General features: G+C 58.5%; 20 protein-coding genes and 1 rRNA gene. 5 read left to right on the top strand and 16 right to left on the bottom strand.

The features are described 5' to 3' along the window. Nucleotides 1-665: 665 nt before the first annotated feature. The 13 genes from WH50_RS16985 to WH50_RS17045 form a co-directional block, all read right to left on the bottom strand. A complete protein-coding gene (locus WH50_RS16985; protein ID WP_110188402.1) occupies nucleotides 666-2,195 on the bottom strand; it encodes an EAL domain-containing protein in 1,530 nt (509 codons plus the stop codon). A gap of 262 nt (nucleotides 2,196-2,457) precedes the next feature. Further along, complete coding sequence (locus WH50_RS16990) at nucleotides 2,458-2,694, bottom strand: hypothetical protein (protein WP_110188403.1); 237 nt, start codon at nucleotides 2,692-2,694, stop codon at nucleotides 2,458-2,460. Nucleotides 2,695-2,908: 214 nt separating this feature from the next. Beyond that, nucleotides 2,909-4,345, bottom strand: coding sequence for a catalase (locus WH50_RS16995; protein WP_110188405.1), 1,437 nt, complete (start codon nucleotides 4,343-4,345; stop codon nucleotides 2,909-2,911). Between the two features lie 111 nt (nucleotides 4,346-4,456). Beyond that, the gene (ycaC, locus tag WH50_RS17000) at nucleotides 4,457-5,077 is read right to left on the bottom strand and encodes an isochorismate family cysteine hydrolase YcaC (RefSeq protein WP_110188407.1); all 621 of its coding nucleotides are present in this window, start codon (nucleotides 5,075-5,077) and stop codon (nucleotides 4,457-4,459) included. 95 nt (nucleotides 5,078-5,172) lie between these two features. Next, nucleotides 5,173-6,780 (bottom strand): MFS transporter, encoded by a 1,608-nt coding sequence (locus tag WH50_RS17005; protein WP_110188409.1) that lies wholly within the window; start codon nucleotides 6,778-6,780, stop codon nucleotides 5,173-5,175. Nucleotides 6,781-6,782: 2 nt separating this feature from the next. Then, nucleotides 6,783-8,105: an OprD family porin gene (locus tag WH50_RS17010; protein ID WP_110188411.1), complete on the bottom strand. Its 1,323-nt coding sequence runs from the start codon at nucleotides 8,103-8,105 to the stop codon at nucleotides 6,783-6,785. A 76-nt stretch (nucleotides 8,106-8,181) separates the two neighbouring features. Next, nucleotides 8,182-10,020 (bottom strand): amidohydrolase, encoded by a 1,839-nt coding sequence (locus tag WH50_RS17015; RefSeq protein WP_110188413.1) that lies wholly within the window; start codon nucleotides 10,018-10,020, stop codon nucleotides 8,182-8,184. Between the two features lie 77 nt (nucleotides 10,021-10,097). Next, nucleotides 10,098-10,649, bottom strand: a complete 552-nt coding sequence (locus WH50_RS17020) for a putative antibiotic biosynthesis monooxygenase (RefSeq protein ID WP_207780359.1) — start codon at nucleotides 10,647-10,649, stop codon at nucleotides 10,098-10,100. A 22-nt stretch (nucleotides 10,650-10,671) separates the two neighbouring features. Beyond that, nucleotides 10,672-11,085 (bottom strand): DoxX family protein, encoded by a 414-nt coding sequence (locus WH50_RS17025; protein WP_110188415.1) that lies wholly within the window; start codon nucleotides 11,083-11,085, stop codon nucleotides 10,672-10,674. Nucleotides 11,086-11,158: 73 nt separating this feature from the next. After that, nucleotides 11,159-11,812, bottom strand: a complete 654-nt coding sequence (locus WH50_RS17030; protein ID WP_110188417.1) for a hydrolase — start codon at nucleotides 11,810-11,812, stop codon at nucleotides 11,159-11,161. A 129-nt stretch (nucleotides 11,813-11,941) separates the two neighbouring features. Next, nucleotides 11,942-12,766: an alpha/beta fold hydrolase gene (locus WH50_RS17035; protein ID WP_110188418.1), complete on the bottom strand. Its 825-nt coding sequence runs from the start codon at nucleotides 12,764-12,766 to the stop codon at nucleotides 11,942-11,944. 46 nt (nucleotides 12,767-12,812) lie between these two features. Continuing rightward, complete coding sequence (locus WH50_RS17040; protein ID WP_110188419.1) at nucleotides 12,813-13,844, bottom strand: alpha/beta hydrolase; 1,032 nt, start codon at nucleotides 13,842-13,844, stop codon at nucleotides 12,813-12,815. Nucleotides 13,845-13,865: 21 nt separating this feature from the next. Next, nucleotides 13,866-14,462, bottom strand: coding sequence for a flavodoxin family protein (locus WH50_RS17045; protein WP_110188420.1), 597 nt, complete (start codon nucleotides 14,460-14,462; stop codon nucleotides 13,866-13,868). Nucleotides 14,463-14,796: 334 nt separating this feature from the next. Here WH50_RS17045 and WH50_RS17050 point away from each other — a divergent pair, with 334 nt between their 5' ends. Beyond that, nucleotides 14,797-17,646, top strand: a complete 2,850-nt coding sequence (locus tag WH50_RS17050) for an ATP-binding protein (protein WP_110188421.1) — start codon at nucleotides 14,797-14,799, stop codon at nucleotides 17,644-17,646. Nucleotides 17,647-17,705: 59 nt separating this feature from the next. Here WH50_RS17050 and WH50_RS17055 read toward each other — a convergent pair whose 3' ends face one another. Both WH50_RS17055 and WH50_RS17060 read right to left on the bottom strand, forming a co-directional pair. Continuing rightward, nucleotides 17,706-19,223: an ATP-binding protein gene (locus WH50_RS17055; protein WP_165838456.1), complete on the bottom strand. Its 1,518-nt coding sequence runs from the start codon at nucleotides 19,221-19,223 to the stop codon at nucleotides 17,706-17,708. A gap of 282 nt (nucleotides 19,224-19,505) precedes the next feature. Further along, nucleotides 19,506-20,465 carry a GlxA family transcriptional regulator gene (locus tag WH50_RS17060; protein WP_110188425.1) on the bottom strand — a complete coding sequence of 320 codons (960 nt, stop codon included), beginning with the start codon at nucleotides 20,463-20,465 and terminating at the stop codon, nucleotides 19,506-19,508. A gap of 451 nt (nucleotides 20,466-20,916) precedes the next feature. Here WH50_RS17060 and WH50_RS17065 point away from each other — a divergent pair, with 451 nt between their 5' ends. The 4 genes from WH50_RS17065 (at nucleotide 20,917) to WH50_RS17080 (ending at nucleotide 25,229) form a co-directional block, all read left to right on the top strand. After that, nucleotides 20,917-21,843, top strand: a complete 927-nt coding sequence (locus WH50_RS17065) for a sugar phosphate isomerase/epimerase family protein (RefSeq protein ID WP_110188427.1) — start codon at nucleotides 20,917-20,919, stop codon at nucleotides 21,841-21,843. Between the two features lie 122 nt (nucleotides 21,844-21,965). Further along, a complete protein-coding gene (locus tag WH50_RS17070) occupies nucleotides 21,966-23,138 on the top strand; it encodes a Gfo/Idh/MocA family protein (RefSeq protein WP_110188429.1) in 1,173 nt (390 codons plus the stop codon). 112 nt (nucleotides 23,139-23,250) lie between these two features. Further along, nucleotides 23,251-24,276 (top strand): LacI family DNA-binding transcriptional regulator, encoded by a 1,026-nt coding sequence (locus tag WH50_RS17075; RefSeq protein ID WP_110188430.1) that lies wholly within the window; start codon nucleotides 23,251-23,253, stop codon nucleotides 24,274-24,276. Nucleotides 24,277-24,332: 56 nt separating this feature from the next. Continuing rightward, on the top strand, nucleotides 24,333-25,229 hold the full coding sequence (locus tag WH50_RS17080) for a sugar phosphate isomerase/epimerase family protein (protein WP_110188432.1): 897 nt from the start codon (nucleotides 24,333-24,335) through the stop codon (nucleotides 25,227-25,229). 169 nt (nucleotides 25,230-25,398) lie between these two features. On the opposite strand, the gene rrf is transcribed toward WH50_RS17080, so the two are convergent. Beyond that, nucleotides 25,399-25,514, bottom strand: a 5S ribosomal RNA gene (rrf, locus tag WH50_RS17085). Nucleotides 25,515-25,653 lie beyond the last annotated feature (139 nt).

A 25,653-nucleotide genomic window follows, 5' to 3' on the forward strand; every position in this document is an offset into this window, starting at 1 on the left:
TATGAATTTCCAGATATTCAGACCGGCACTGGCACACCATTGCTAATACTTGCAGCTATCTCTGGCCAGTGATTCGGGCTGATTTTATATATGAATTTTCATATATATGGCAATACAGCCTGACGCAGAATGATGACAAAGTGATGACGAGGCGGTGACAGACCCTGCTGACAACAGCGCAGAGGCGTGTCTTTACTGAGTGGAATGGGAAAGAGGAGAAAAGGAGAAAAGGAGAATGAGGAGAGGCAAGACACCTGGCAAAACGCCGGAGCAGCCATGCCCCGGCGCTGCCTGTCAATCAACGACGGGGGCAGGTGGCCGTTACACCACCATCACATCAATCTTGTCCATCATCTGTGTTCCATCTCAGAACCTGTACACGCTCTGCCTGCTCGCCAGATCATGCACAGGCTTTCAGCCGGTTGGGGTCAACGCGAAAAACAACTTGTATGACATAGCATGTTTTGAAATCAGGATGGACAAGCCCGGTATCAGGCCGCTGCTGCAACACCGGCAGGCAGTAATGGCAACAGCCACACAGGTGTAATAAGGAGAAGCAAGGCGGCAACCCGGAGCTACCGGGTTACCTTGTGAACGCGGGAAAGGTCTGAACAGACGGTGAAGGGGTTAGTGATTCTGAACGCAGTTAATGATTCAGGACGTCGTTAGTGATTCTGCACATAGTTGGTCAGCACCTCAGCGGATACCGGCCGGCTGAAGAAGTAGCCCTGCCCCAGTTCGACGCCCACCTTCAGCACATGGTCGGCCTGCTCCTGCGTCTCGATACCTTCCGCCACCTTTTTCAGGCCCGCGGTATCGGCGATTTCCACCATGATCGGCAGAATCTTGGCGCGCACCGATTCAGGATCTTCCGAGCCATCAACAAAGGAGCGGTCGATCTTGAGCAGATCGGCCTCGAAGTTAATCAGCATATTGAGGTTGGAATGGCCGGTACCGAAGTCATCGATAGCGATCCGCACACCCATCTTGCGCAGGAACTCCAGACTCTCATGCATGCCCGAGCCGTAGTCGATGGAGGTTTCGAGAATCTCGATCACCACATCAAAGGGCGAATTGAGGGCAGCGGCCAGCGGTTTGGAGGTACTGATGATCTCTGCCCGGTCCTTGCTCAGGTCTTCAGGAAAGACGTTGAAAGAGGCATAGAATGCCCGACCCTGAAAGTCACAGCGGTTCAGCTCTTCCACTGCGCGCGCCATGATCAGCTCGGTAAACTTCCAGGTCTGGCGCATCTGCTGCACCACCGGGATAAAGTCGATGGGTGACAGCCCGCCAATATCATCCTGAAAGCGCGCCAGCACCTCGCAGCCCATGGTCTTGCCGGTGCTCAGTTCGACAATCGGCTGGAACACGCAATAGAAGTTCTGCGGCTCTTTCTCCAGTGCCCGTCTGACCCGGCCCTGCAGCGAATAGCGCTTGGCCAGCATCTGATCGGCCAGGGATTTACCGAGCAATGCCAGCAGGAAGCTGAGCACCAGCCCCAGCGTCAGCAGCGGCAGTACCGAGGCCAGCATCTCGGCATCATGCATTTCCACCGCGACGCAGTAGGTTCTGGGGTCGTCATTGCAGGCCACCCCGCCGCCCAGCACAAAGGGGCGCTGCAGTACGCGGGTGATGTCTTTATCGCCGTAGGCGAAGTAGTAGCTGCTGTCAGGGAAGACCGCGACCACCGCGGAATCATAGGCACTGGACGCGATAGTGCTCTGGAAGTGACCGGGGTATTCAACGATGACATAGTTGCCCAGCTGCTGCGCGGTCACACTGACGCGCACCCCGGCCTGCATCAGCTGCATGTTGAACCAGAACTTTCTCTCCATGGCGCCTATCAGGTCTTCTTTGTCGAGCAGGCCGTCAGACTTGAGGAAGCCCGAGCCCGCCGAGCACAGCACCCGGTTGCCGTCGACGTAGGCGATATCGCGCACGCTGTCACTCTTGAACACCTCAACCCGCAGGCGCTCGATAAAACTGTCACTGCAGGGCGCATCGGCAATGGTGTTGAGCTTTTGCAGCACCATCATGGTCGACAGCAGGTATTCCCCGGTCTGATGCATCATCTGCTCAGCGGTTTTTTCCGCATCACGCTGTACATCGAACACAGCAATCAGGATGAAAACCACGAAGAAAATTACGAACAACAACGGTGCAATGACCCAGGTGGTGAGGATATTGGGTTTCACACAGACTCTCCGGCAACATGGCGACAACGCACGACCGTGCAACGGCAGTGCAGCATGGGGGTATCAGGATAGGAGAAGAATAGATCAGAATGGTGGCACTGCGCTCATCCGCCACAGAATTTCTCTGCCGCGCTTTTTCTGGCGCACTTTTCACTAGCGCTTTTTAACGAGTGCATTTTCACTGGTGCACGTTTACTGCTGCAAGCGCGCGGATGCCGCCGGAACCCGCCTGGCAGTATCGCAGGCAAATAACACCAGCAGATCAGTTGAGCATCTGCAGGCTGGCTTGCGGGCCACTGCCCCCCCCTTCACCGGCCTGATTACTATCTTTACTGCTGCGAATCGCCGCTTCGACATAGCGCGTCAGCAGCCCCTGCTCGCTGGAGTCAATATTCACCTGATGCAGGGTGATCTGCTTCAGCGGCGCCTCGGGCAAACCACTGAGGAAGCCGGCATTTTTCGCCGCCGTCGCGGTCATCGCGTCGTGCAGCAACACCATAAATAGGCTTTGTTTATGCCGTCCGCATCACGCTGATGAAAGGCAGAAACAGGGAACAGCATGCTATAAAACTGCACTTCTGATTTTTAACACTGATATACCAGACAAGAATCCGGCACAAAAAAAAAGCCAGACCCCGGGTATCGGAGGTCTGGCCAGAAAAGTCGACACCCGACAACGCCGCAGGTGGTCGACGGGGATCATGTTGTCAGTGTCAGCTGGACAGGCGCTCCAGCGATGCCGCCACACCGGCGCCGTAGGCAGGGTCGGCCTTGCTGCAGTTGTCGATATGCCGCTGCTTGATGGCCAGTGGTGCATCGCCCATGGCCCGCGCGGTGTTGTCGAACAGCCGTTGCTGCTGGGCTGGCGTCATCAGACGGAACAGCTGGCCCGGCTGTTCATAGTGGTCGTCATCCACCCGGTGATCCCAGGCCCGCGCATCACCGTGCAGCGGCAGTGGTGGCTCAGCATGCTGCGGATTGTCCTGCCATTCACCAAAGCTGTTGGGGTAATAGGCCAGGGTCGAGCCGTTGTTGCCGTCGGTACGCATGGCACCGTCACGGTGATAACTGTGGAACGGACATTTGGGAGCATTGACCGGAATGCTGTTGAAGTTGACTCCCAGCCGGTAACGCTGTGCATCGCCATAAGAGAACAAGCGTGCCTGCAGCATCTTGTCAGGGGAGAAACCAATGCCCGGCACCACGTTGGCAGGAGAAAACGCCGCCTGCTCCACTTCGGCAAAGTGATTATCGGGGTTACGGTTCAACTCCAGTACGCCGACTTCGATCAGCGGATAGTCGGCGTGTGACCAGACCTTGGTCAGATCAAAGGGATTGTGCGGATGACTGGCCGCCTGCTCCTCGCTCATCACCTGAATGCACAGTGTCCAGCGCGGGAAGTCCTGACGCTCGATACTGTCGTACAGGTCACGCAGATGGCTTTCGCGGTCCTTGCCGATCAGCGCTTCGGCTTCGGTATCGCTGAGACTGGCAATTCCCTGCTGGCAGACGAAATGAAACTTCACCCAGACCCGCTCATTGGCCGCGTTGATCATGCTGAAAGTGTGGCTGCCAAAACCATGCATATGACGATAGCTGGCGGGAATGCCGCGCTCGCTCATGACGATGGTGACCTGGTGCAGGGCTTCCGGCAGCAGCGTCCAGAAGTCCCAGTTGGATGTGGCACTGCGCACGCCGGTACGTGGATCACGCTTGACCGCATGGTTGAGGTCCGGGAAGCGCATCGGATCACGGAAGAAGAACACCGGGGTGTTGTTGCCAACGATGTCCCAGTTGCCTTCGTCGGTATAGAACTTGACGGCAAAGCCGCGAATGTCGCGCTCGGCATCTGCCGCACCGCGCTCACCGGCGACGGTAGAAAAGCGCAGGAACACCGGTGTTTGCTTGCCCACCTCAGCAAACAGACTGGCTCTGGTGTAGCGGCTGATATCAGCAGTGACGGTAAAACTGCCATAAGCGCCCGCGCCCTTGGCATGCATGCGACGCTCGGGAATCACCTCGCGGTCGAAATGCGCCAGTTTCTCCAGCAGCCAGATATCCTGCAGCAACGCCGGGCCACGCGGGCCAGCGGTCTGAATATTGAGATTGTCGGCTACCGGCGCACCATTGGCGTGGGTCATCTTGCTCATCTACAGCGTCTCCGTCGGTAAAAGAAAGGGGCAGAACGCACCGTCAGCACGGGTGCTGACGGTGCTCGACCACCCGGGCAGCCATCACCTCAGGTGGTATCAGGCAGGCGCTTACCTGGCGGTCAGGGCAGCGTAGCTGTTCATCAGATTGCGGTAGTTGGGAATCCGCTCTGACAGCAGATGGCCCAGCCCTTCAATGTCGTTGCGCCAGTCACGGTGCAGCTCGCAGGCCACGGCAAACCAGTTCATCATCTGCGCACCGGCAGCGCTCATGCGTGCCCAGGCAGCCTGCTGTACGGTCTTGTCAAAGGTGCCGGAAGCATCGGTTACGACAAACACATCAAAGCCTTCTGCCAGCGCCGACAGCGTGGGGAACGCCACGCAGACATCCGTCACGACACCGGCAATGATCAGCTGCTTGCGACCGGTAGCCTTGACCGCCGCGACGAAGTCAGCGTTGTCCCAGGCGTTGATCTGACCGGGGCGGGCGATGTAGGGCGCACTGGGGAACATCTCTTTCAGCTCAGGCACCAACGGACCATTGGGGCCCTGCTCGAAACTGGTGGTGAGAATGGTCGGCAGCTGGAAAAACCTGGCCAGATCGGCCAGCGCCAGCACGTTGTTCTTGAACTCGTTGGGAGTGAAATCCTGTACCAGCGAGATCAGACCGGTCTGGTGATCGACCAGCAGAACCACGGCATCGTCTTTGTTGAGGCGGTTGTAAGGTTGCATAGCATTGACTCCTGATCATGAAATGGCTGACGCAGATCCACGCGTCAGTACCACAGCGGCCAGGGTAACGCCCCGACCGCGGCATTACCCCCTCATCAGGCTGACGAGGGTGGATTCTTGCTGGCCATGGGCGCCAGCAGATGACGAATACGCACCGGTGTGCCGGCCATCTGCAGCCGCCGGGCACCTGCCTCGATCCGCTGCTCGGCCCGTGTCACCCGACCGTGATGGCGCAGATGCTCCAGCCAGGACTCGTCGAAGAAGAACTCCTGCCAGCACTGCGCGTCCTCACTGTCCTGCACCAGCCCCCAGGAGAAAGCACCATTGCGCTGCCGCATCCGGCGTACCTCAGCCATGGCCTGCTGGAAGGCGGGCCAGTCGGCCTCGGCAATACGGTATTCGACGCTGATCATCACCGGGCCGCGATCATGATGGCGGCTGTCCAGCGCGACCGGCGCAGGCCAGTGCAATGACGGCGCCAGGTCATCGGCTTCCTTCACTGGCAGGGAGAACAGCGGCGTCAGGCACAGGCCGAGCAACAGCACCGCCCCCGCCACGCAGAGGGCATAGGTGATGGAACTGTGGCTGGCGATGCTGCCCCATAACAGGCTGCCGCCCGCCAGACTGCCGAAGAACACCAGAATGTAGACTGCCAGTGCCCGCGCCTTGACCCAGCTGGGTACCGAGGTTTGTGCCGCCACCTGCAGGCTCGACAGCACCGCAATCCAGGCAGCGCCACTGACCAGCATGACCGGAATCAGCAGGGCGAAATGGCGAACAAAGGCCAGCGCAAAGATCACCAGTGCGTACAGCACCGAGGCCAGCACCACCAGCCGGTCGTTATGCAGATGCCGGCGAATCAGCGGCAGCAACATGGCGCCGGATACCGCGCCGACGCCGACGCAGCCAAGCAGGATGCCGAAGTCAGCCGCGCTGCCATGCAGCTCCTGCCGCACAATCAGGGGCAGCATCGACATTGCCCCACTGGCACCAAAGAAGAATGCCAGTGCCCGTACCAGCACCGCCTGCAGCGGTCGCGATGAACGGCTGTAGCGCCAGCCCGCACGGATCGCCCCCAGCAGGCGCTCGGCAGGCAGGACTGGCGGCGTCAGCTGACGACGCCACAGCCACAGCACACTGATGACCGCCAGAAACGACGCGCCGTTGAGGGCAAAGGTCAGCCAGGGTCCGCTGAGGCTGACCAGTACCCCGGCAATGGCCGGCCCCACGGCCCGCGCCAGATTGACGCCGACACTGGACAGCGCAATGGCGGCAGGCAGATCGGCCTTATCCACCAGTTCCGGGGTCAGCGCCGACCAGGCCGGCATCATCAGCGCCGTGCCGATACCCATGCCGAGTGTCAGCAGTAACAGCAGCGGCACATTGATCAGCCCCAGCAGCGTCAGCAGGGCCAGCGTCATGGCTACCAGCGCCATCCAGCACTGCACCAGCAGCAGATAGCGGCGCTTGTCGACGATGTCCGCCAGCGCACCGGCGGGCAGGGCCAGAAAAAACATCGGCAGGGAGCCCGCCACCTGCACCAGCGCTACGTGCAGCGGGCTGGCCGACAGCGAGGTCATCAGCCAGCCAGCGCCAACCTCATGCATCCAGGTGCCGATGTTGGAGGCGATACTGGCCAGCCACAGCCAGCGAAAGGGCGTGTGACGCAGCGGGCTCCAGGGAGAGTGAACAACCGTGGCCATGATCAAAGGCTTCCTCGTAACGGGTATTGCAGCAACAGATACAGACGTTCGATGTTGGCGCCGCCCTGGGCGGCGTTACCGCGATGGCCCACCTCCGCCAGTGACAGCGACAGATCCTTGAAGGGACCGGCAGGCACCTGATAGCGCACCTGCAGATCCCGCTCCCAGTGTTTGCCGCCCTGCCCCTGCTGAGGCTGATAGTCACCACTGGCACTGTCGAACGGGTTATAGGCACCGCCCGCCTCGGCATGGGTGCCATCGATGCCCCAGCCTTTGACGTAGCGTGCCATCAAACTCAGGCCGGGGACGCCCAGCGCAGCGAAGTCGAAGTCATAACGGGCCTGCACGGAACGCTCATGGGCGCCGTTGAAGTCGGCATATTTGATGGAATTGGCCAGCGCGATGGCGTCCCCGCCGACAAAGTCAAAAGGGGTATCACCGTTGATTTTCTGATACGCCAGCATGAAACCCTGCGACGCCCGCTGGTAACTGGCCGCCACACTGTAAGCCAGGGTATCGATGGCCCCGGCACGACGCTCCCCCTGATCACGGCTGTGATAGAGGTTGCCGCCGACACGCAGGTTCTGCTGCTGCCAGTTGAGATTGAGATAACTCTGCCGCCAGTTGTCATCCAGCTGCGACACAAACAGCGCGCTGTGCAGCTGATCGCTGACCGCCCATCGGGCCCCTGCCAGACTGATGGCACTGCCCGCCGTGGAAGCCCCGTAGCCACTGAACTCGCCGTGTGAGGTAGAGGAGTCCTGATTTTTGAAAGCGGTAAAGTGCCCGGCCTGCAGGCTGAGGCCAGTCAGCTCATCGCTTTGCAGCCAGAAGCCGGTCGCATATTCCGGCTGCAGGCGCTTGTCCGCAGTGGCGAACACCGGCGTTGCCACCGTCATCTCGCCGTATTTCACTACTGTCTGCCGCAGGCGCAGTTTCACTGCCCCGCCGCTGCTACCGTAACTGTCTACGCTGCCGCCATCACTGTCAGCGGCCAGCAAACCGGTACCGGCGTGGCCGTGCTGGCTGTCCAGCTTGTAACCGGCAAAACCGTGAACATCGGCCCCCAACCCCAGCAACCCGGGGGTAAAACCCGACTGCACTTCGGCCAGCAGGCCATGAGCCCATTCCCGGCGGTAAGGCCGGTTGCCATCCGCACCCCGATAGTCGTTATCGATCAGGTAGTTGCGATTAAGCAAAGACCATTCAAGCAGGGGCTGAGGGGACGTTGCCGCAGCCGCACTGGCGCAGTGCGCCGTGGCCAGCGCCAACGTGGTACTCAGCCCCAGGCAGACAGCCGGGAATCGGGGAACAGTGGCAACCATCGGGAGGCTCCTGAACAGCACTCAGAACCTGAACAGGTGCTGAGTGCTGTGTGGTTCGGTCAGTGCAGGGACAGGATCAGAAGGCGAAACAGGAGCAGCCGAAGGCACCCCAGAACCCCTGAAAATCACTGACCGGCACATTGGCCGTACGCACCCGATCATGACTGTGGGCGTGCACCGCACAGGGGCCTGAGCACTGGTGCACCTGCTTCAGCAGGGGCGATGCTGGCCGCCAGTGGCCGGGCACCTTGTGTACCGGTGACCAGTCAGGCATGACAGGTACACTGGGTGGGCAGAGGTCATCGAACTCTTCGGCGGCGTAGACCACCTTGCCGTCGACCACTGTCAGTACCGACTCCAGCCACTTGATGGCTTCTTCCTCAACGCTGAAAAAATCGCCGGACAGGGCAATCAGGTCTGCCAGTTGACCCACTTTGATTTGCCCTTTCTTGCCCTGCTCCGACGAAAACCAGGCACTGCCATGGGTGAACAGCTGCAGCGCGGTCTCACGGGACAGCCCTTCCGGATACAGTGCGGTGCCGCCTACCGTGCGACCGCTGACCAGCCAGTACAGCGACGTCCAGGGGTTATAGCTGGAGACACGGGTGGCATCGGTGCCGGCACCGACCGGCACACCTTCGGCCAGCATGCGCTTGATCGGCGGGGTCTGCTCTGCTGCCTGATGGCCATAACGGTCAACAAAGTACTCCCCCTGAAAGGCCATACGATCCTGAATGGCGATACCGCCGCCCAGTGCCCGCACCCGCTCGATGTTCTGCGGAGTGATGGTTTCGGCATGATCGAAGAACCACGGCAGACCGTTGAAGGGGATGTCACGGTTGACCTTCTCGAACACGTCCAGCATGCGCGAGATGGACTCGTTGTAAGTGGCATGCAGACGGAACGGCCAGCGCTGCTCGACCAGGTGACGCACCACCGGCTCCAGTTCGGCTTCCATGCTGGCTGGCAGATCGGGGCGGGGTTCGAGAAAGTCTTCAAAGTCCGCGGCAGAGAACACCAGCATTTCCCCGGCGCCGTTATGGCGGAGGAAGTCATCGCCCTGATGCAGGGTCACTGAACTGGTCCAGTTCCTGAAGTCGTTCAGCTCTTCCTTGGGTTTCTGGGTAAACAGGTTGTAGGCGATACGGATGGTCAGCTGCTGGTCTTTGGCCAATTGCTGAATCACCGCATAGTCATCGGGATAGTTCTGGAAACCACCACCGGCGTCGATGCAGCTGGTCACGCCCAGACGGTTCAGCTCACGCATGAACTGACGGGTGGAGTTGACCTGATACTCCAGAGGCAGCTTCGGCCCCTTGGCCAGAGTCGCGTAGAGGATCATGGCATTGGGCCGGGCTATCAGCATGCCGGTCGGCTCGCCGTTGGCATCACGCTGGATTTCGCCGCCGGGCGGGTTGGGCGTATCGCGGGTATAGCCGACCACCTTGAGGGCAGCGCGGTTAAGCAGGGCGCGATCATACAGATGCAGCACAAAGACCGGGGTGTCCGGCGCCGCCCGGTTCAGCTCTTCCAGCGTCGGCATGCGTTTTTCCGCAAACTGGAATTCGTTCCAGCCTCCCACTACCCGTACCCACTGCGGGGCAGGCGTCACATCTGCCTGTTGCTTGAGCAGACGCAGGGCATCGGCCAGCGAGGGCACGCCTTCCCAGCGCAGTTCCAAGTTGTAGTTCAGGCCACCGCGAATCAGGTGCAGGTGGGAGTCATTAAGACCGGGTATCACGGTACGCCCTTTAAGATCAATGACCTTGGTGTGATCACCGCGTACCGCCATGGCTTCGGCATCACTGCCCACCACGGTGAAACGGCCGTCCTTGATGGCGACGGCAGTGGCAGTGGGATTGTCGCGGTCAACCGTGTGCAGTCGACCATTGTGCAGAATCAGATCGGCATTCATAACCTTGCCCTTCCTGTGCAGATGGATGCAGCAGCCGGTTGCCTTGGTACAGCCCGGCTACGTCAAGTATTCGGAGATCAGGTGCGTGAGCGGCCTTCCAGCCAGGCTGAGAACAACGCCGTCACCCGAGGCATGAAGAAGTAGACCACCAGCAACACGATGCTGAGGGTGATCACCACGTTGCTGGGCACAAAGCCTCCCAGCCACGGCCACTGCTGAAAGGCCGGGCGCCACAGCAGCGGCACCAACATGCTCAGGGGCAGAATCACCAGAAAGGTGATGCAGGCCTGCTTCCAGCGCGGCGGCGGCAGAATCTGCCCGGGGGTGAACCAGAACTCCCGCGCGCCATCGACTTCAAACTGGTCCCCTTCCACCAGCAGCGGCATGACCTCGTCAATCAGTTGCTTGCGGTCACTGGAGTCCAGCCAGCTTTGCAGCTCGGTGGTGCCGCAAAAGCGCAGCACACAGACAAAGCGGTCCAGATCGCGGATCACATTGACCCCCAGATGGCCGGGGTAACTGGCAGCCACCTGCGTGGTACGACGCAGCCACTGCTCATACGCCAGATCAACGCCCGGCTTGATCCGGTGACGCACGATCAGCGTCACTACATCCTGTTCATTCATCATTCGGCCCTTCACAGTTCAGAACTCAGCTCACCCGCGCCAGCAGCGGAAACCTGCCGGCGACCCGTTGCCCCAGCGCCAGACGACCCGGACCACTGATCAGCAAGGTGCCGAACAGGATCAGCAACAGCCAGCCAAACTGCCCCTCTGCCAGACTCCACTGCGGATGCACCAGCAGCAGGGCCACCAGCAGCAGAAACAGCAACGGCAGGCAGGCAAGCCGGGTAAACACCCCCAGCATGATCAGCAGCGGACAGACCACCTCGGCAAAGATGGCCAGCCACAGCGTCAGGCTGGCGCCGAGGCCAAAGGGGTCTTCAATCTGGGTCAGCTGCTGCTGGAAATGCAGTAATTTGGGCAGGCCATGGACCTGCAGCACCAACAGGGACCCGGCCAGCCGCTGAAACAGCAGGCCCCAGTCCGTCAGGGTAGTCGCCATCGTCAGTTCTCCTTGGTCAGCTGGTCGGGGATAGCGGCCGCAGGGAGCAGGCCGCCGTACTCTCGCTCCGGGATCAGTGCCCTTCAGAAGCGTTGAACATGGTCTTGGCGTAAATCAGGCCCAGACCATAGGCACCGCCATGGGCGATGGAGGTCTTCACGGTCTGGTCATAGGTTTCACCACGCGCCCAGTCACGCTGCAGTTCCAGCAGGTACTGCAGTGACGTCATGGGCCGGGCACCCAGCTGCACCATGCGGGTGATGGCCATTTCGTGAGCTTCGGTCGAGACATCACCGCAGGCATCGGTGATGACATAAACTTCAAAGCCCTGATCCAGCGCCGACAGTGCCGGGCCGACGATGCAGACGGATGTCCACAGCCCCGCCAGCACAATCTTGCTTTTGCCGTACTCATTGACTTCAACGGCGATGCGCTCGTCTTCCCAGGTGTTCATAGTGGTACGGTCAATCACGTTGTAGTCAGGGAATACTGACTTGATCTCATCGAAGATCGGGCCGGAGAAGCTCTTCTCGGCCACGGTGGTCAGAATGGTGGATACACCGAATTCCTTGGCGGCCTTGGCCACCAGTGCCGCGTTGTTACGCAGGGTCACTGCATCAATGGACTTGGTGGCAAAGGACATCTGCGACTGGTGGTCGATCATGATCAGGGTATGATCGTCATGGTTGAGCAGGGTTTTTCCGGGTACCGCTTTGGCGATGGCCATGGTGTCTATCCTCTTGCAATGGACGTAGTGAAAGAACGCAGCTGTCCTCAGCCGCTGTGGAACAGGTAAAAAAACGGTGTCAAACGCTAGCAACGGCGGCGGTGTTGCACCGCTTTGGGGTGACCGCGCTCAGCTCTGGATAAAGGCCAGCAGGTCAGCGTTAAGCTGATCCTTGTGGGTATCCGTCAGGCCGTGCGGAGCACCGGCATAGACCTTGAGTACGGCGTCCTTGATCAGTCGGGCGGCAGCCAGTGCGGAGGTACCAATCGGCACCACCTGATCGGCATCGCCGTGGATAATCAGGGTGGGGATGTCGAACTTCAGCAGATCCTCGGTGAAGTCCGTGGCCGAGAAGGCCGCAATGCAGTCATAGGTATTCTTGTGCCCGGCCATCATGCCCTGCATCCAGAAGGTATCGATCAGCCCGGCTGAGGGCGTGGCCCCTTCCAGGTTGAAGCCGAAGAACGGGCCACTGGCCAGATCCTTGTAAAGCTGTGCCCGGTTGGCCAGCGACGCGGCACGGATGCCGTCAAATACCGCCATTGGCAGCCCGTCGGGATTGCTTTCCGTCTGCAGCATCTGTGGCGGCACCGAGGCAATCAGCCCAGCCTTGGCCACACGCTTGCTGCCGTGACGACCGATATAGCGAGCTACTTCGCCGCCACCGGTGGAGAAGCCGAACAGTACCGCCTCGTGCAGATCGAGCACTTCCATCAGCTCGGCCAGATCATCGGCATAGTGATCCATATCGTTGCCCTGCCAGGGCTGACTGGAACGACCATGGCCCCGGCGATCATGAGCAATCACCCGATAGCCCTGAGAGGCCAGGAACAGCATCTGCGCTTCCCAGCTGTCCGCATTGAGCGGCCAGCCGTGGCTGAACACGATGGGCTGACCACTGCCCCAGTCCTTGTAGTAAATGTCGACACCATCACGCGTTGTGAACGTAGCCATGGAAGTTCTCCTGTCTGCCGTTGTGTGGATCAGCCGGGGCTGAGGGTTATTGCAGATGCTTCTTCAGCTCAGTGCCGGCCTGCAGCATGGCTGACTGGGTGGAAGGCAACGTGGCCAGCGGATTAAGCAGGCCGAAGTCGTGAATCATGCCGTTGTAGCGGGTCGCAGTGACGGCCACCCCGGCCTGATCCAGCTTGTGCGCATAGGCCTCGCCTTCATCACGCAACACGTCGTCCGCGGCGGTAATCACCAGTGCCGGAGGCAGGCCTTTCAGCTCGGCCAGACTGGCGCGCAGCGGTGAGGCGGTGATCTGTGCCCGCTGTTTCTTGTCCGTGGTGTAGTTGTCCCAGAACCACTTCATCATCGGTTTGGTAAGGAAGTACCCCTGGGCAAACTCCTTGTAGGAAGGGGTGTCCATTCCAGCATCAGTGACCGGCCACAGCAGGGCCTGGAAGCGGATGGCCGGCGTGCCTTTGTCTTTCGCCATCAGGCTCACCACCGCCGCCATGTTGCCGCCGACACTGTTACCGGCGACCGCCAGCCGTGTGCCATCGACACCCAGCTCGGCACCGTGCGCAGCGACCCAGGCGGTAGCGGCATAAGCCTGATTGATGGCCGTGGGATACTGGGCTTCAGGTGAGGGGGTGTAGTTGACGTACACCGCCACCGCACCGGAGTTGACGACCAGATCACGGATCAGGCGGGCATGGGTGGGATAATCGCCCAGTACCCAGCCACCGCCGTGGAAGAACATGAATACCGGCAAGGTCCCCGTCACACCCTGCGGGCGAACGATGGTCAGCGCGATGGACTTGCCATTGACCTCGATGGACTTCTCCTCGGTGCTAATACCTGACATATCCACCTCGACAGACTTCTGCGCACCGGTCAGTACGGCACGCGCTTCCATCGGTGTCAGCTGCTCGAGGGGCTTGCCACCGCCCTTGGCCAGCACATCGAGAAAGGCCTGGGTCTGGTGTTCAACCGTTGGCTTGTCGGCCGCCAGCACGCAGGACGCAGCGCCCAGCCCGGTGGACAGTGCCAGCGCAGCGGCCAGCAGACGAGGAGTCAGGTTCATGCGAGGTACTCTCCTATCAGGTCAGCCCAGCCGGGATGACAGGTTGCTTTGATTCATGCTCATCTGTGCGGCCAGCCTGGCCACCCGCTCACCGAGATGCCGGGCAGTCAGACGGTCAGCTTCCGGCGGCGCCGTGTCGCTGCCTTCATCCAGATTGGACTGCGCCATCGCTCCCAACGAACCGCCAAGACGATTGAGATCCTGCGGCGACGCCATACGGGTGTTGTTACCGGGCAGCAGATCCAGCCCCACCCAGATCATCGAGTGCTGGGCGGCGAAGGTGACCATCTGCACCAGGGTGTTGAATTTGTCGCCACACGGGTTACCGGAGTTGGTAAAGCCGGCAGCCAGCTTGTTGCGCCAGGGTCTGGCCAGATAGAAGGCCGATGTGGCCTCCATAAAATGCTTGAACGGGGCAGACACGCTGCCCATGTAGGTAGGGGAGCCAAAGATGATGGCATCGGCACTGTGCAACTGCTGCCAGTGCTGCGGTACCTGATCCACCGGTAGCAGCAGCGCGGTACTGTCGGGCTGGCTGTCCACCCCCTGGGTCACGGCTTCTGCCAGCACCCGGGTATGGCCATAACCACTGTGATACACCACCACTACCTTGCTCATGCCGGCTCTCCTGAACCCTGGCCTGTGTCGTGGGGCTATTTTTGGCTGGCAGCGCTGGATGTGCGAGTTAATGGTTGTTAATCGTCGTTGGCGGTCTATTGTTAATCCTCATTAACAACCGCTTAACACCTGAGGAAATACGCATCAGACCTGTCTGTCGTGTTGCATTGACAGGCACTGCTGCGCAAGATGGTTGAACAATCTGAACGGACCGCCGTGGATGCTGGCTGATCGCTGGACGTATGACGCTGTATAGGCGCTACCTTCCGACATAGCAGTTCGTCTGAAGATGCCTTGCTGGGAGCCATTCCCCTGGCTAATCGAGGAGCCTGCCATGAATTCAAGCTATTTCCCCCCTCACCGATCGCAGACTGCCGTTGCTGTGCCGTATCCCCAGCAGGAGCAGGCGGTGTGTTTTGGCTCCTACCGTATTTATCCACAGCAACGTCTGGTCTTTGATGCCGAACGGCCACTCACGTTGGGCAAGCGGGCACTGGATATTCTGCTGGTGCTGCTGCAATACGCCGGGGAAGTGGTCAGTAAGGAACAATTGCTGGCAACGGTCTGGCCCGATAACAGCGTCGAGGAGATCAGCCTGCGCGTGCATATTGCCGCCCTGCGCAAAGCACTGGGTGATGGCCAGCACGGTCAGCGCTATATCGTCACCGTGCCGCAGCGCGGTTACTGTCTGGCGGTTAACATCATCAGCGACAAGCAGCCTATTACTGCTCTCCCCAGTGAACGTAAACACAACCTGCCGCCGCGCCTGACACGCATGCTGGGCCGGGATGATGTGCTGCACCGGCTGCTGACCCTGACACCCCAGCAGCGTCTGGTCAGTGTGGTCGGTACCGGGGGCATCGGCAAAACCACCGTCGCCCTGCGTACCGCCGAGCTGCTGCTCGACCAGTTTGAACAGGGTATCCGGCTGCTCGACCTTGCCCCACTGCGGGACGAGTCGGGAATCAGCATAGCATTGAGCAAGGTACTTGAGCTGCCCGCCACCCACGGCGACCCGTTGCCTCAGCTCTACAGACACCTGCAAAATCGCCACATGCTGCTGGTAGTGGATAACTGTGAGCACCTGATTGATGGCATTGCCTCGCTGGCCGACAGTCTGCTGCGCCATGCGCCGCATCTGCATATGCTCTGCACCAGCCGCGAGCCACTGAATATCGAGGGTGAACAGGTTATTCGCCTGAATGCACTGGCCTACCCCACCACCCTGATGACGGAACCGCAGACAGCCCTGACCTTTCCCGCCATCCAGTTGTTTATAGAACGCGCGCAGAGGTGTACCGACAACGTTGTCCCTGACGCACAGGAGCTGGCGGTGGTGGTACAGATTTGTCAGCGGCTGGACGGCATTCCACTGGCTATCGAGCTGGCTGCGGCCCACCTCAGCAGTCTGGGATTACGTGACCTGCTGTTTCAGCTGCAGAACAGCTTCCGTCTGCTGACTCAGGGCCGCCGTACCGCCCTGCCCCGTCATCAGACACTGCGGGCGACACTGGACTGGAGCTATGAGCTGCTGTGTGAACAGGCGCAACAGAGTCTGCGCCGGCTGAGCATTTTTGAGGGGCGCTTCACGCTGGAATCGGCCATGGCGGTGGTGCCGTGGGGATCGCTGGCCGCCAGTCAGCTGTTGCCTGCCATCGCCGAACTGGTCAACAAGTCATTACTGAACGTCGATAACAGCAACCTGACGCTCCGTTACTACCTGCTGGATACCACCCGCTGCTATGCGCGTAACCAGCTACAGCTGGCTGAGGAGAGTGAGCTGGCGGCCCAGCATCACGCCAACTACTGTCTGCGGCAAATAAAGCACGCCAGACGGCAATGGGAGCAGCAGTCCAACCCAGGCTGGCGTCAGCAGTGTGAGGCGCAGCTCAATGAACTACGCTCTGCCATGAACTGGGCTCTGTCCCGGCCTGCGCATCATGCGCTGGCCATCAGCCTGACGCTGGCGTCGTCGCCGTTGTGGCAGGAGTTGTCTCTGCTACAGGAGTACAGCCGCTACCTGCAACAGGCCCTGAGTTGCGAAACGGTGGCACGCTCCGCTGAACTCACCATGCAGCTGCAGCTATTGCTCGGCAGTGCCTGGTTCCATTGCCGTGGCGATACACCCGAAACCTGGGCCGCCTTCGTTGCCGCACACCATCTGGCTGAACAGTGCCAGCATCGGATGGGACAACTGCAGGCCATCTCCGGCCAGATGACCATCAACCTCAGTCGCGGCGACTATCTTGCCGGACTGCAACAGGGTCAGCTGTTCGGGAAGCTGAACTGGCAACGCGAACCGGTCCTGTGGATCACCAGCCACCGTCTGCAGGCGCTGGCACTGCACTATGCCGGGCAACAGCGGGAGGCACGACTGCTGCTGGACAGCATCGGCAGCCAGCTGCCAGACCAGCATGATCCCTGTTATGTCACACACAATCTGGGCGTTCAGTATGATCTGCACGTCGCTACCCTGACACTGCAGGCGCGTATCCTCTGGCTGCAGGGACTGGGTGAGCAGGCCTGCGCGGTCGCGACACGCGCGCTGGAGCGCGCTACTCGCATCGATCACGCCACGTCCATCTGCTACACCCTGTGCATGGCGGGTTTTGTCATCGCCTTCCACAATGGCAAGCACCCGCTGGCCATTCAGCGGCTTACCCTGCTGGCGCAGCTGACTCACCGGCACGCCGTGGTGTTTTTCCAGAACTGGGTACCGTATTACCAGCGCCTCTATCTGCCGCTGGTGGACAGCACTGGCCCCTATCCACAGCCGCCTCAACCACCGGCCACCATGATTGGCGAGTTTATCGCCACCATGAAAGCCAGCTTCGCCAGCCCGGCACTGCTGGAGCGCGCAGAGCGTGGGCTGACCGGCTGGGCCACGGCCGAGTTATTGAGGATAAAGGCCGATCAGCTGTTGTCGCAGCCAGCCTCTGATACCGACAGTGCCGAGCAGGTACTGCAAAAGGCACTGCAGATTGCACGGGAACAAGGAGCACTGATCTGGGAACTACGCAGTGCTACCAGTCTGGCGGAGCTCTGGCACAGCCAGGGCCGCCAGTCCGACGCCTATGGACTGCTGGCGCCGGTCTACGAGAAGTTCAGCGAGGGATTCTCCACCCCGGATGTGCAACGCGTCGGGGCGCTGTTGCAGCAATGGCAGCCGGTCAGCACCCACTAACGTGTCAAATTGGCAGAGAAGAGGGAGAAGCAGTTGATCGGCTGATCAGTCAGCCAACGTCAGCTCAGCTGGACACTACGCCAGTGTGAAACCTCCTGCGTCACCTCCTCCTTTCTGAAGGCCTGACAACACACCTCAGCATACCGCTGCTGCATGACGGCCAGCTCACCTTTCTGCTGTAGCTGCTGCAGCGCAAATGCCCGTGCTGCATGCAACAACCGATAGCGGGCAATCCCCCCCAACGCATCCACCTGTACCAGTGATTTGGCCACCAGCCCGGTCAGCGCTTCGATGATAGCGTCGTCTCTCAGTGGCCGACTGCTCAGCACCTTGAGGGCGACATTCAGGGTAAACACCGTGCGAAATACGCCCAACCGGTTGAAGCATACGCGCTCCAGCGCCGTCAGGTTGTCATAGCCAGATCGCAACACCGCCTGCAACGACTGATGACGGTGACTGGCGGCGCGACGCTCCAGCTGCAGGAAAGCAAAATGTTCATCCAGCTGCTGACACAGCCCCTGCAGCCCGTAGGCTTCGCTGTGAAATGCCGCCAGTTCCAGTGCCAGAGGCATGCCGTCCAGCCGACGGCATATCTCACACAGCAGCGGCGCATTGGCCGCATTGAGAGTGAAGTCCTGCTGACGCGCCTGAATGCGCTTCACCAGTAGGCGAACGGCGGGAAAAGACAGCAACTGCTCATGCTGCTCTGCCTGTTGCGGATAAGCCAGCGGTTGTAAAACCTGCACATATTCACCGTCGATGCGCAGGGCTTCGCAGCTGGTCACCAGAATGGACAGCAGGGGTACGCTATTCAGCAGCGATTCGGCCATATCGGCACAGAAATTCAGCTGGCCTTCACAATTATCAAAAATCAGTAACCGTGGCTGCTGGTGCTCAGCACGGGGATAACGGCTGATCTCCAGCCCCAGCTGACGGCTCAGCAAGGTCGCCACGGCGACCGGATCCTGCTGTTCGGAAAAATCGATCATGCAGATCTGTTGCTGATAGACTTCCCGCACCCGCTCAGCCACCTGCAATGCCGTGCAGCTCTTACCCACACCACCGGGGCCTGTCAGGGTCACCAGCCGATGGGACAGCAGCCGTTGCACCAGCTCTTCAACCACGACATCACGACCTTCGATACCAGTCGCGTTGACCGGGAGCTGATACACAGATTCGGTCGTTGGCGCCGCAATGAACACTCGTTCAGACTCACTGCCAGACGGCTGATCAGCATCTGTTGCCTGCATGATGCCTTCTGCGACAAAACTATAACCACGCTGAGGAACGGTAATGATATAGCGACGTCCATCCTCGCCATCACGCAGGGCACGACGCAGCGCAGCGATATGCACGCGCAGGTTGATCTCTTCGACAATGGAGTTGGGCCATACATAAGCCATCAGCTGTTCTTTGCTGACCACTTTGCCAGCGTTTTCCAGCAGCAGCTGAAGGATGTCCAGGGCACGACTTCCCAGTCGCAATGGCTGCCCCTGCTCCGTTACAAGACGGCGCTGAATATGGAAGGTGAAGGCATCAAAGCAAAACGTCTGTTCACTTTGATCGGCTCGCTGCATATACATCTGCATTCTTTGCGCTGACGCCCGACGAATTCATCTGTCCTGATGAATTACCCAGAAGCTGCGGCCACTACGTCTTGCGCTGGAGGTTGAACTCTCTTGATGTTCTTCGTAGCGAATCGCATACCCTGACAGCTCAGCACGCTCCCTGGCTATGAGTAGTCCTTTATCATCGCTGTCTGTGTTTTTCACGCAATGCAGGCATAGGGACAGAAACGGCCAAATCGAGGATAAATTCAGCCAGCCCGAAGGATGGGCTCACGACAGCAGTGCCAAATGCTAGATGTCATAACCGAACCGCTCACGATACTGTGACGGCGTTAGCCCCAGACGCTCCGTAAACAGCAGACGCATATGCCGGTCACTGCCAAATCCGCTGTGATAAGCCACTGTTTTCATTGGCAGCTCAGTCGTTTCCAGCATTTTCCGGGCGTGGTCGATCCGTGCTCCCAGCACAAACTCCATGGGAGTACAGTGGCTCTCCCTGACGAACTGCCGGGAAAAACTACGGGCACTCATGGACGCCAGAGAGGCCAGCCTTTCCACCGTGAATGCCTCGTCGATATGCTCCAGCACATAGGCCTGCACACGGGAAACGGCCGTATCTTCCTTGGCGACTTTCGACAGCATTGGTCCGAACTGACCTTGCCCGCCCTGACGCTTCATCGCTACCAGAATCACCTTGGCGACGGTCAGCGCCAGCTGGCGCCCGTGATCCGCCTCGACAATGGACAACGCCAGATCAATGCCGGCTGTCACACCGCCGGATGTGAGCAGATAGCGATCCTGCAGATAGATGTGATTGGTTTCGACCTGTGCCGCAGGAAACAGCCGGGACAGGCGCTCAGTGTAGTTCCAGTGGGTGGTGACGCGGTGACCATCCAGCAGGCCCGCATAGCCAAGTAAAAAGGCGCCGGTGCAGATCGAGCCGTAATGCTGTGACTGGCTGGCACTGTCCTGCAGCCACGGCAGCAGGCAGGTCGGGATATCGTTATAGGCGCCAGGCCCACCGGGCACCAGCAGCAGGTCGTATGCCAGGGGAGCGCTATCAATAGTCTCATCCGCAAGCAGGCGCAGACCATTGGAGGCCCGCACAGCAGTGCACTCTGCCCCTACGGTGGTAATGCGATAGGCCTGATCTGGTGTCAGATAGCGGTTGGCAATGGCGAAAACATCCATCGGGCCAGCCACATCAAGCAGCAAGACATCAGGGAAGACAACGATGGCAACAGATTTCATCTACGGCAGTCCTGCCCGGTGATATGTGAATCAAGGTACTTTCCAGTGGCGTAAGTCAGCGTCAGCAAAGTGTAAATAGCTTCAGCGTACCAAGCCATGTGTTGCAGAAATCAGGGGACAGTTTAGCTGCCCAGTGTGACTTGTGCCGACATACAGCCTTCAGCCAGCACACTGTCATGCCGCGCATGATAGTTTTATCACGCCCCCCTTACAGCAGCGACGATAATACATGATATGAAATGATAGCTGCCAATTGTCTGCGTTACAGAAACTCGTAAACTCAGCAAACACAATACAAATAACAGTCCCAACCGAATAGGTATTTCGGAAATCACGCCACTTTAAAATTGGGGCATCTCTGAATTAATTAACTTTCTCAAAAACATCACTGACAAATACAACTAACAGTTATTAGCTCAGGTTCAGCTAATAAAACAGGATGTAAATAATCATGAGTATAAAGATCGCCAGTGCTCCCTGCTGCTGGGGCGTCGACGACCCTGAGAATCCGTATCTGCCCCACTGGAAAACAGTGCTTAATGAAGCATCCACCGCGGGCTATAAAGGCATTGAGCTTGGCCCTTATGGTTATATACCGCTGGATATAGACAGCGTTTCCCGGGAACTGCAGAACCTCGATCTGAATATTATTGCAGGTACCATTTTCGATGATCTGGTTGCTCCCGCTAATCTGACAAACCTGCTGCAACAGGCCGAGAATATCTGCCAGTTCATCACCCGGCTACCGATGCCTGCTGCCGAACAGGACCAGAAGTTTCCTCTTCCCTATCTGGTGATCATCGACTGGGGGCACCCTGAACGTGACATCAAGGCTGGCCATGGTGATACCGCGCTACGCCTCTCTGAGCCAAACTGGCAGCGGATGATATCGCATATTCGCGCCATTGCAGCTATTGCCAGAAAATACGGCGTCAGAGCCGTTATTCATCCACACGCGGGTGGCTATATCGAATTTGCGGATGAAATAGAAAAGCTGGTCAGCGATATTGATTATGAATTAGCTGGCCTTTGTCTCGACACCGGCCATCTTTATTATTCCGGGATGGATCCTGAATTATGGTTACGTAAATACTCACATAAAGTCGACTATATCCATTTCAAAGATATCGATTTATCTGTCTACCAGCAGATCATGCAGAAAGAAATAACATTCTTTGCAGCCTGCGCCCGGGGCGTAATGTGCCCCATCGGCAAAGGAGTCATAGACTACACCGCCCTCAAGACCTGTCTGGAAGATATCAACTATCACGGCTTTATCACCATTGAGCAGGAGCGGGATCCACGCAACAGCGATACCAGCCTGCGTGACGTCACTGAAAGCCGCCTCTTTTTACACCAGGTGGGCTTTGACCACTGAGCGTTCTCTCTTGCTCACGCCCGTTACCCGATGTCATGCGGCAGAGCATAGCTGATCGCACTCCATCACTCGCCCCTATCAACGCGCAACTACGTCGCCTACTGATGGCCAAGGACAACAACATGATCAACGGTGAAAAACGCACTGCACATCCCATTCGGTGGGCCATGGTAGGAGGCGGTCAGGGTAGTCAGATTGGTTATATTCACCGCTCTGCTGCCCTGCGCGACAACACTTTTCAACTGGTTGCGGGAGCATTTGATATTGATCCTGCCAGAGGGAAAGCATTCGGAACCAGCCTGGGGCTTGAGCCACAGCGCTGCTATGACAGCTATCAGGAGATGTTTGCTGCGGAAGCCCTGCGCGTTGACGGTATACAAGCAGTATCCATCGCAACCCCCAATGGTACTCACTATGCCATTTGCAAAGCGGCGCTGCTGGCAGGGCTGCATGTCGTTTGCGAAAAGCCTCTGTGCTTCACCGTTGAAGAAGCGGTAGAGCTGAGAGAGCTGGCTGTAAGCCGCAAAAAAATTGTCGGGGTCACCTATGGCTATGCTGGTCATCAGCTTATCGAACAGGCACGAGCCATGATTGCCAATGGTGAGCTGGGCGACATTCGCATCGTCAATATGCAGTTTGCTCATGGATTCCATAGCGAGGCGGTGGAAGAGGCCAACCCTGCGACCCGATGGCGGGTCGATCCCAGGTTTGCAGGTCCCAGCTATGTGCTGGGCGATGTAGGCACCCATCCTCTGTATCTGTCCGAGGTAATGCTGCCCGAAATGAAGATCGAGAGTCTGATGTGCACCCGGCAGAGTTTCGTCAAAAGCCGCGCACCACTGGAAGATAATGCCTACACCCTGATGCGCTACACCAATGGCGCCATGGGTTTTGTCTGGTCATCAGCCGTCAATGCTGGGTCCATGCACGGGCAAAAAATTCGCGTCATAGGCTCCAGAGCCAGTCTGGAATGGTGGGACGAGCACCCCAACCAGCTGTCGTTTGAGATACAAGGCAAGCCGGCACAGATTCTGGAGCGCGGCATGTCCTATCTGCACCCCAGTGCCCTGTTGGATGATCGCATCGGTGGCGGCCACTCTGAAGGTCTCTTTGAAGCCTGGTCCAATCTTTACTATCGCTTCGCCATCGCCATGGATGCCACAGACAGAGATGACCAGGAGCAACTGTCAGCACTGCGCTACCCCGATATTCATGCAGGTGTAGAGGGCGTGCGTTGGGTCGAAAATTGTGTCCGCTCAGCCGATGCCGGGGGCGTGTGGGTCGATTATCAGTAACGACTCAGCTCAGGGGAGGCTGGTTGGTTTTTCTGTGATAAAACCATCAAGCGATATCAGTCATTACGGATGACAGGATGCGCAGTCCCTCCCCATTGCCGGAGTAACGAAGATGCTGAAGCCACCCACTATGACAGATCTTGCCAAAGCGGCAGGAGTGGGCATTGCAACCGTGGATCGTGTGATCAACAAGCGCGCCCCTGTGAATGAGGAAACGGTGCAGCGCGTGCTGGAAGCTGCCGAGCGGATTGGCTTTCCCCGCGCAGGGCTGATTCGTAAACGAGCCAAGGATCATGCAGCAGGCTGCCGTCTGGCGGTCATTCTGCAAAAACGCAGTACCCGTTTCTATGTCGACTGTGCGCATGCCCTCAACGAGGCAATGAAAGCCAGTGGTCATGAATATGACAGCCTGGAAATTGTCTTCCTCGAAGAGCTGGTACCGCAGATGATCATCGAACAGATGCGCCGTCTTGCAGAGCGCTGTGATGCTCTTGCGGTGGTTGCCGCCGATCATCCGCTGATCAATCAGGCTATCGATCAGTTGTCACTGCAAGGTACTCCCGTCATTGCCCTGATCTCTGATCTGTCTGCCGCCAATAGAGCAGGATACATCGGACTGGATAATCGCCAGGTGGGACGCACTGCGGCCTGGATGATTTCGAGGCTGAGCCGGCAGCCCGGCAAGATCGGCCTGATGATTGGCAGCCACCGCTATCAGAATCAGGAAGAGAACGAGATCAGCTTTCGCGCCTACATGCGTGAGTCAGCACCGGAGTTTCAGATTCTGGAAACCATGATCAGTCTGGAAGATATTCCTTTGGCTTGTGCAACCACTGAAGAGCTGCTGGTACAGCATCCCGATCTGGTTGGCCTCTATCTGGCAGGCGGCGGGATCGAAGGAGTGCTTCAGGCACTTTGCGACCACCCTGCACGTAAGCTGGTGACAATATGTCACGACCTCACCGATCTGACCCGGGAAGCACTGATCCGCGGTGAGGTTGATGTGGTGTTAGCTCATCCGTTAGAACAGATGGCCATACGTCTGCTTAGCACCATGAAGGACACCGTTGTGCACAAACGCCGCGGCCTTCTGCAATACACCTTGCCTTTCCTCACCTATACAGCGACCAACGCCTGAAGCATTCATGGCAGCTGGTGGTATAGGACATTCCCCTTAACCAAGATGGCATAAAGATGAAAATAGCCCTTGATCCATACATGCACCGTCATTTGTCACTGCCTGAAATGTGTCGACTAACCAAAGAACTGGGATACGACTATATCGAACTATCGCCACGAGCTGATTTCCTGCAGTGGTGGACCCGCCCACGGGTTTATCCCGAGCGAATCCAGTCGTTCAAGCAGGCACTGAAGCAGCATGACGTGGGGTTGGCCTCGTTACAGCCCATGTATCGCTGGTCGAGCCCGTACCGGGACGAGTGGGAGGTGGCTATCGACAACTGGAAGCGTACCATCGAGATTGCCGTCGACATGGATGCGCCGTTGCTGGTGTCCGAGTTTGGCCGTGGAGGTTCTCCCGAGCGATCAGCGGCAGATCGCTCGGGTAGCCACACTGCTGAAGCCTGTGAAAATGCGTTCTGGCGGAGTATGGATATTCTGGTCCCCCTGCTGGAGCGCGAAGGGCTGACTCTCAGCATTGAGCCTCATCCGGAGGACTGGCTGGAACGAATCGACCCTGCGGTTGAGATTATCAAGGCCATCAACTCTCCCGCGGTGAAGTGCTCCTATATCGCACCCCATAGCTTTTACTATGGTGATGACCTCGCTGAGAGTATTCGTGCCACACAAGGGCTACTTGCTCACGCCCGTATCGCCGATACCTTCAACCACAAGGCCTCTTCTCAGCTACGCTATATTGTGAATCCTCCGGGATCCACCGCACGGGTGCATCAGCACCTCAATATCGGCGAAGGCGAAATTGACTGGGACGTGTTTTTCAGGACATTGCATGAGTGCGGCTTTGACGGGGTGCTGTCCAGCTGTGTCTTTGCCTGGGAGGAACAGGCAGAAGCCTCCAGCCGTTTCATGCGGCAAGCGATCCAGCGCCATGTGGATCGGTACTGGGGATAGCGTTCATAGCTTAGGAGGAAGGTGGACACCTGCTCTGTGGTGGCGGACGGTGCCTCGCCGCTGGCATTCGGGAGCGGGCATGCTCTGGAAGGTAAGATCGTTTAGTTGATTCAAAACCCCCAAAAGCAAAACCCCTGACCGTTACCGATCAGGGGGTGCTGTAGTTGATGCCTGGCGATGACCTACTCTCACATGGGGAAACCCCACACTACCATCGGCGCTGACGCGTTTCACTTCTGAGTTCGGGATGGAATCAGGTGGTTCCACGTCGCTATGGTCGCCAGGCAATTCTGGCTGAGTCTCTCGGGCTTACGTCCTCTGTCCGCTTCCGCTGACAGCCGCCGGTTTACTCAAATAAGGGTGGCTCTAATTTGATTATTCGCATCTTCATGCGCTTGCGACGATCACAAAATCTCTTCGTCTA

It is taken from the genome of Pokkaliibacter plantistimulans (genome assembly GCF_003194385.1).
In the GTDB taxonomy this organism is placed as follows: Bacteria; Pseudomonadota; Gammaproteobacteria; order Pseudomonadales; family Balneatricaceae; genus Pokkaliibacter; species Pokkaliibacter plantistimulans.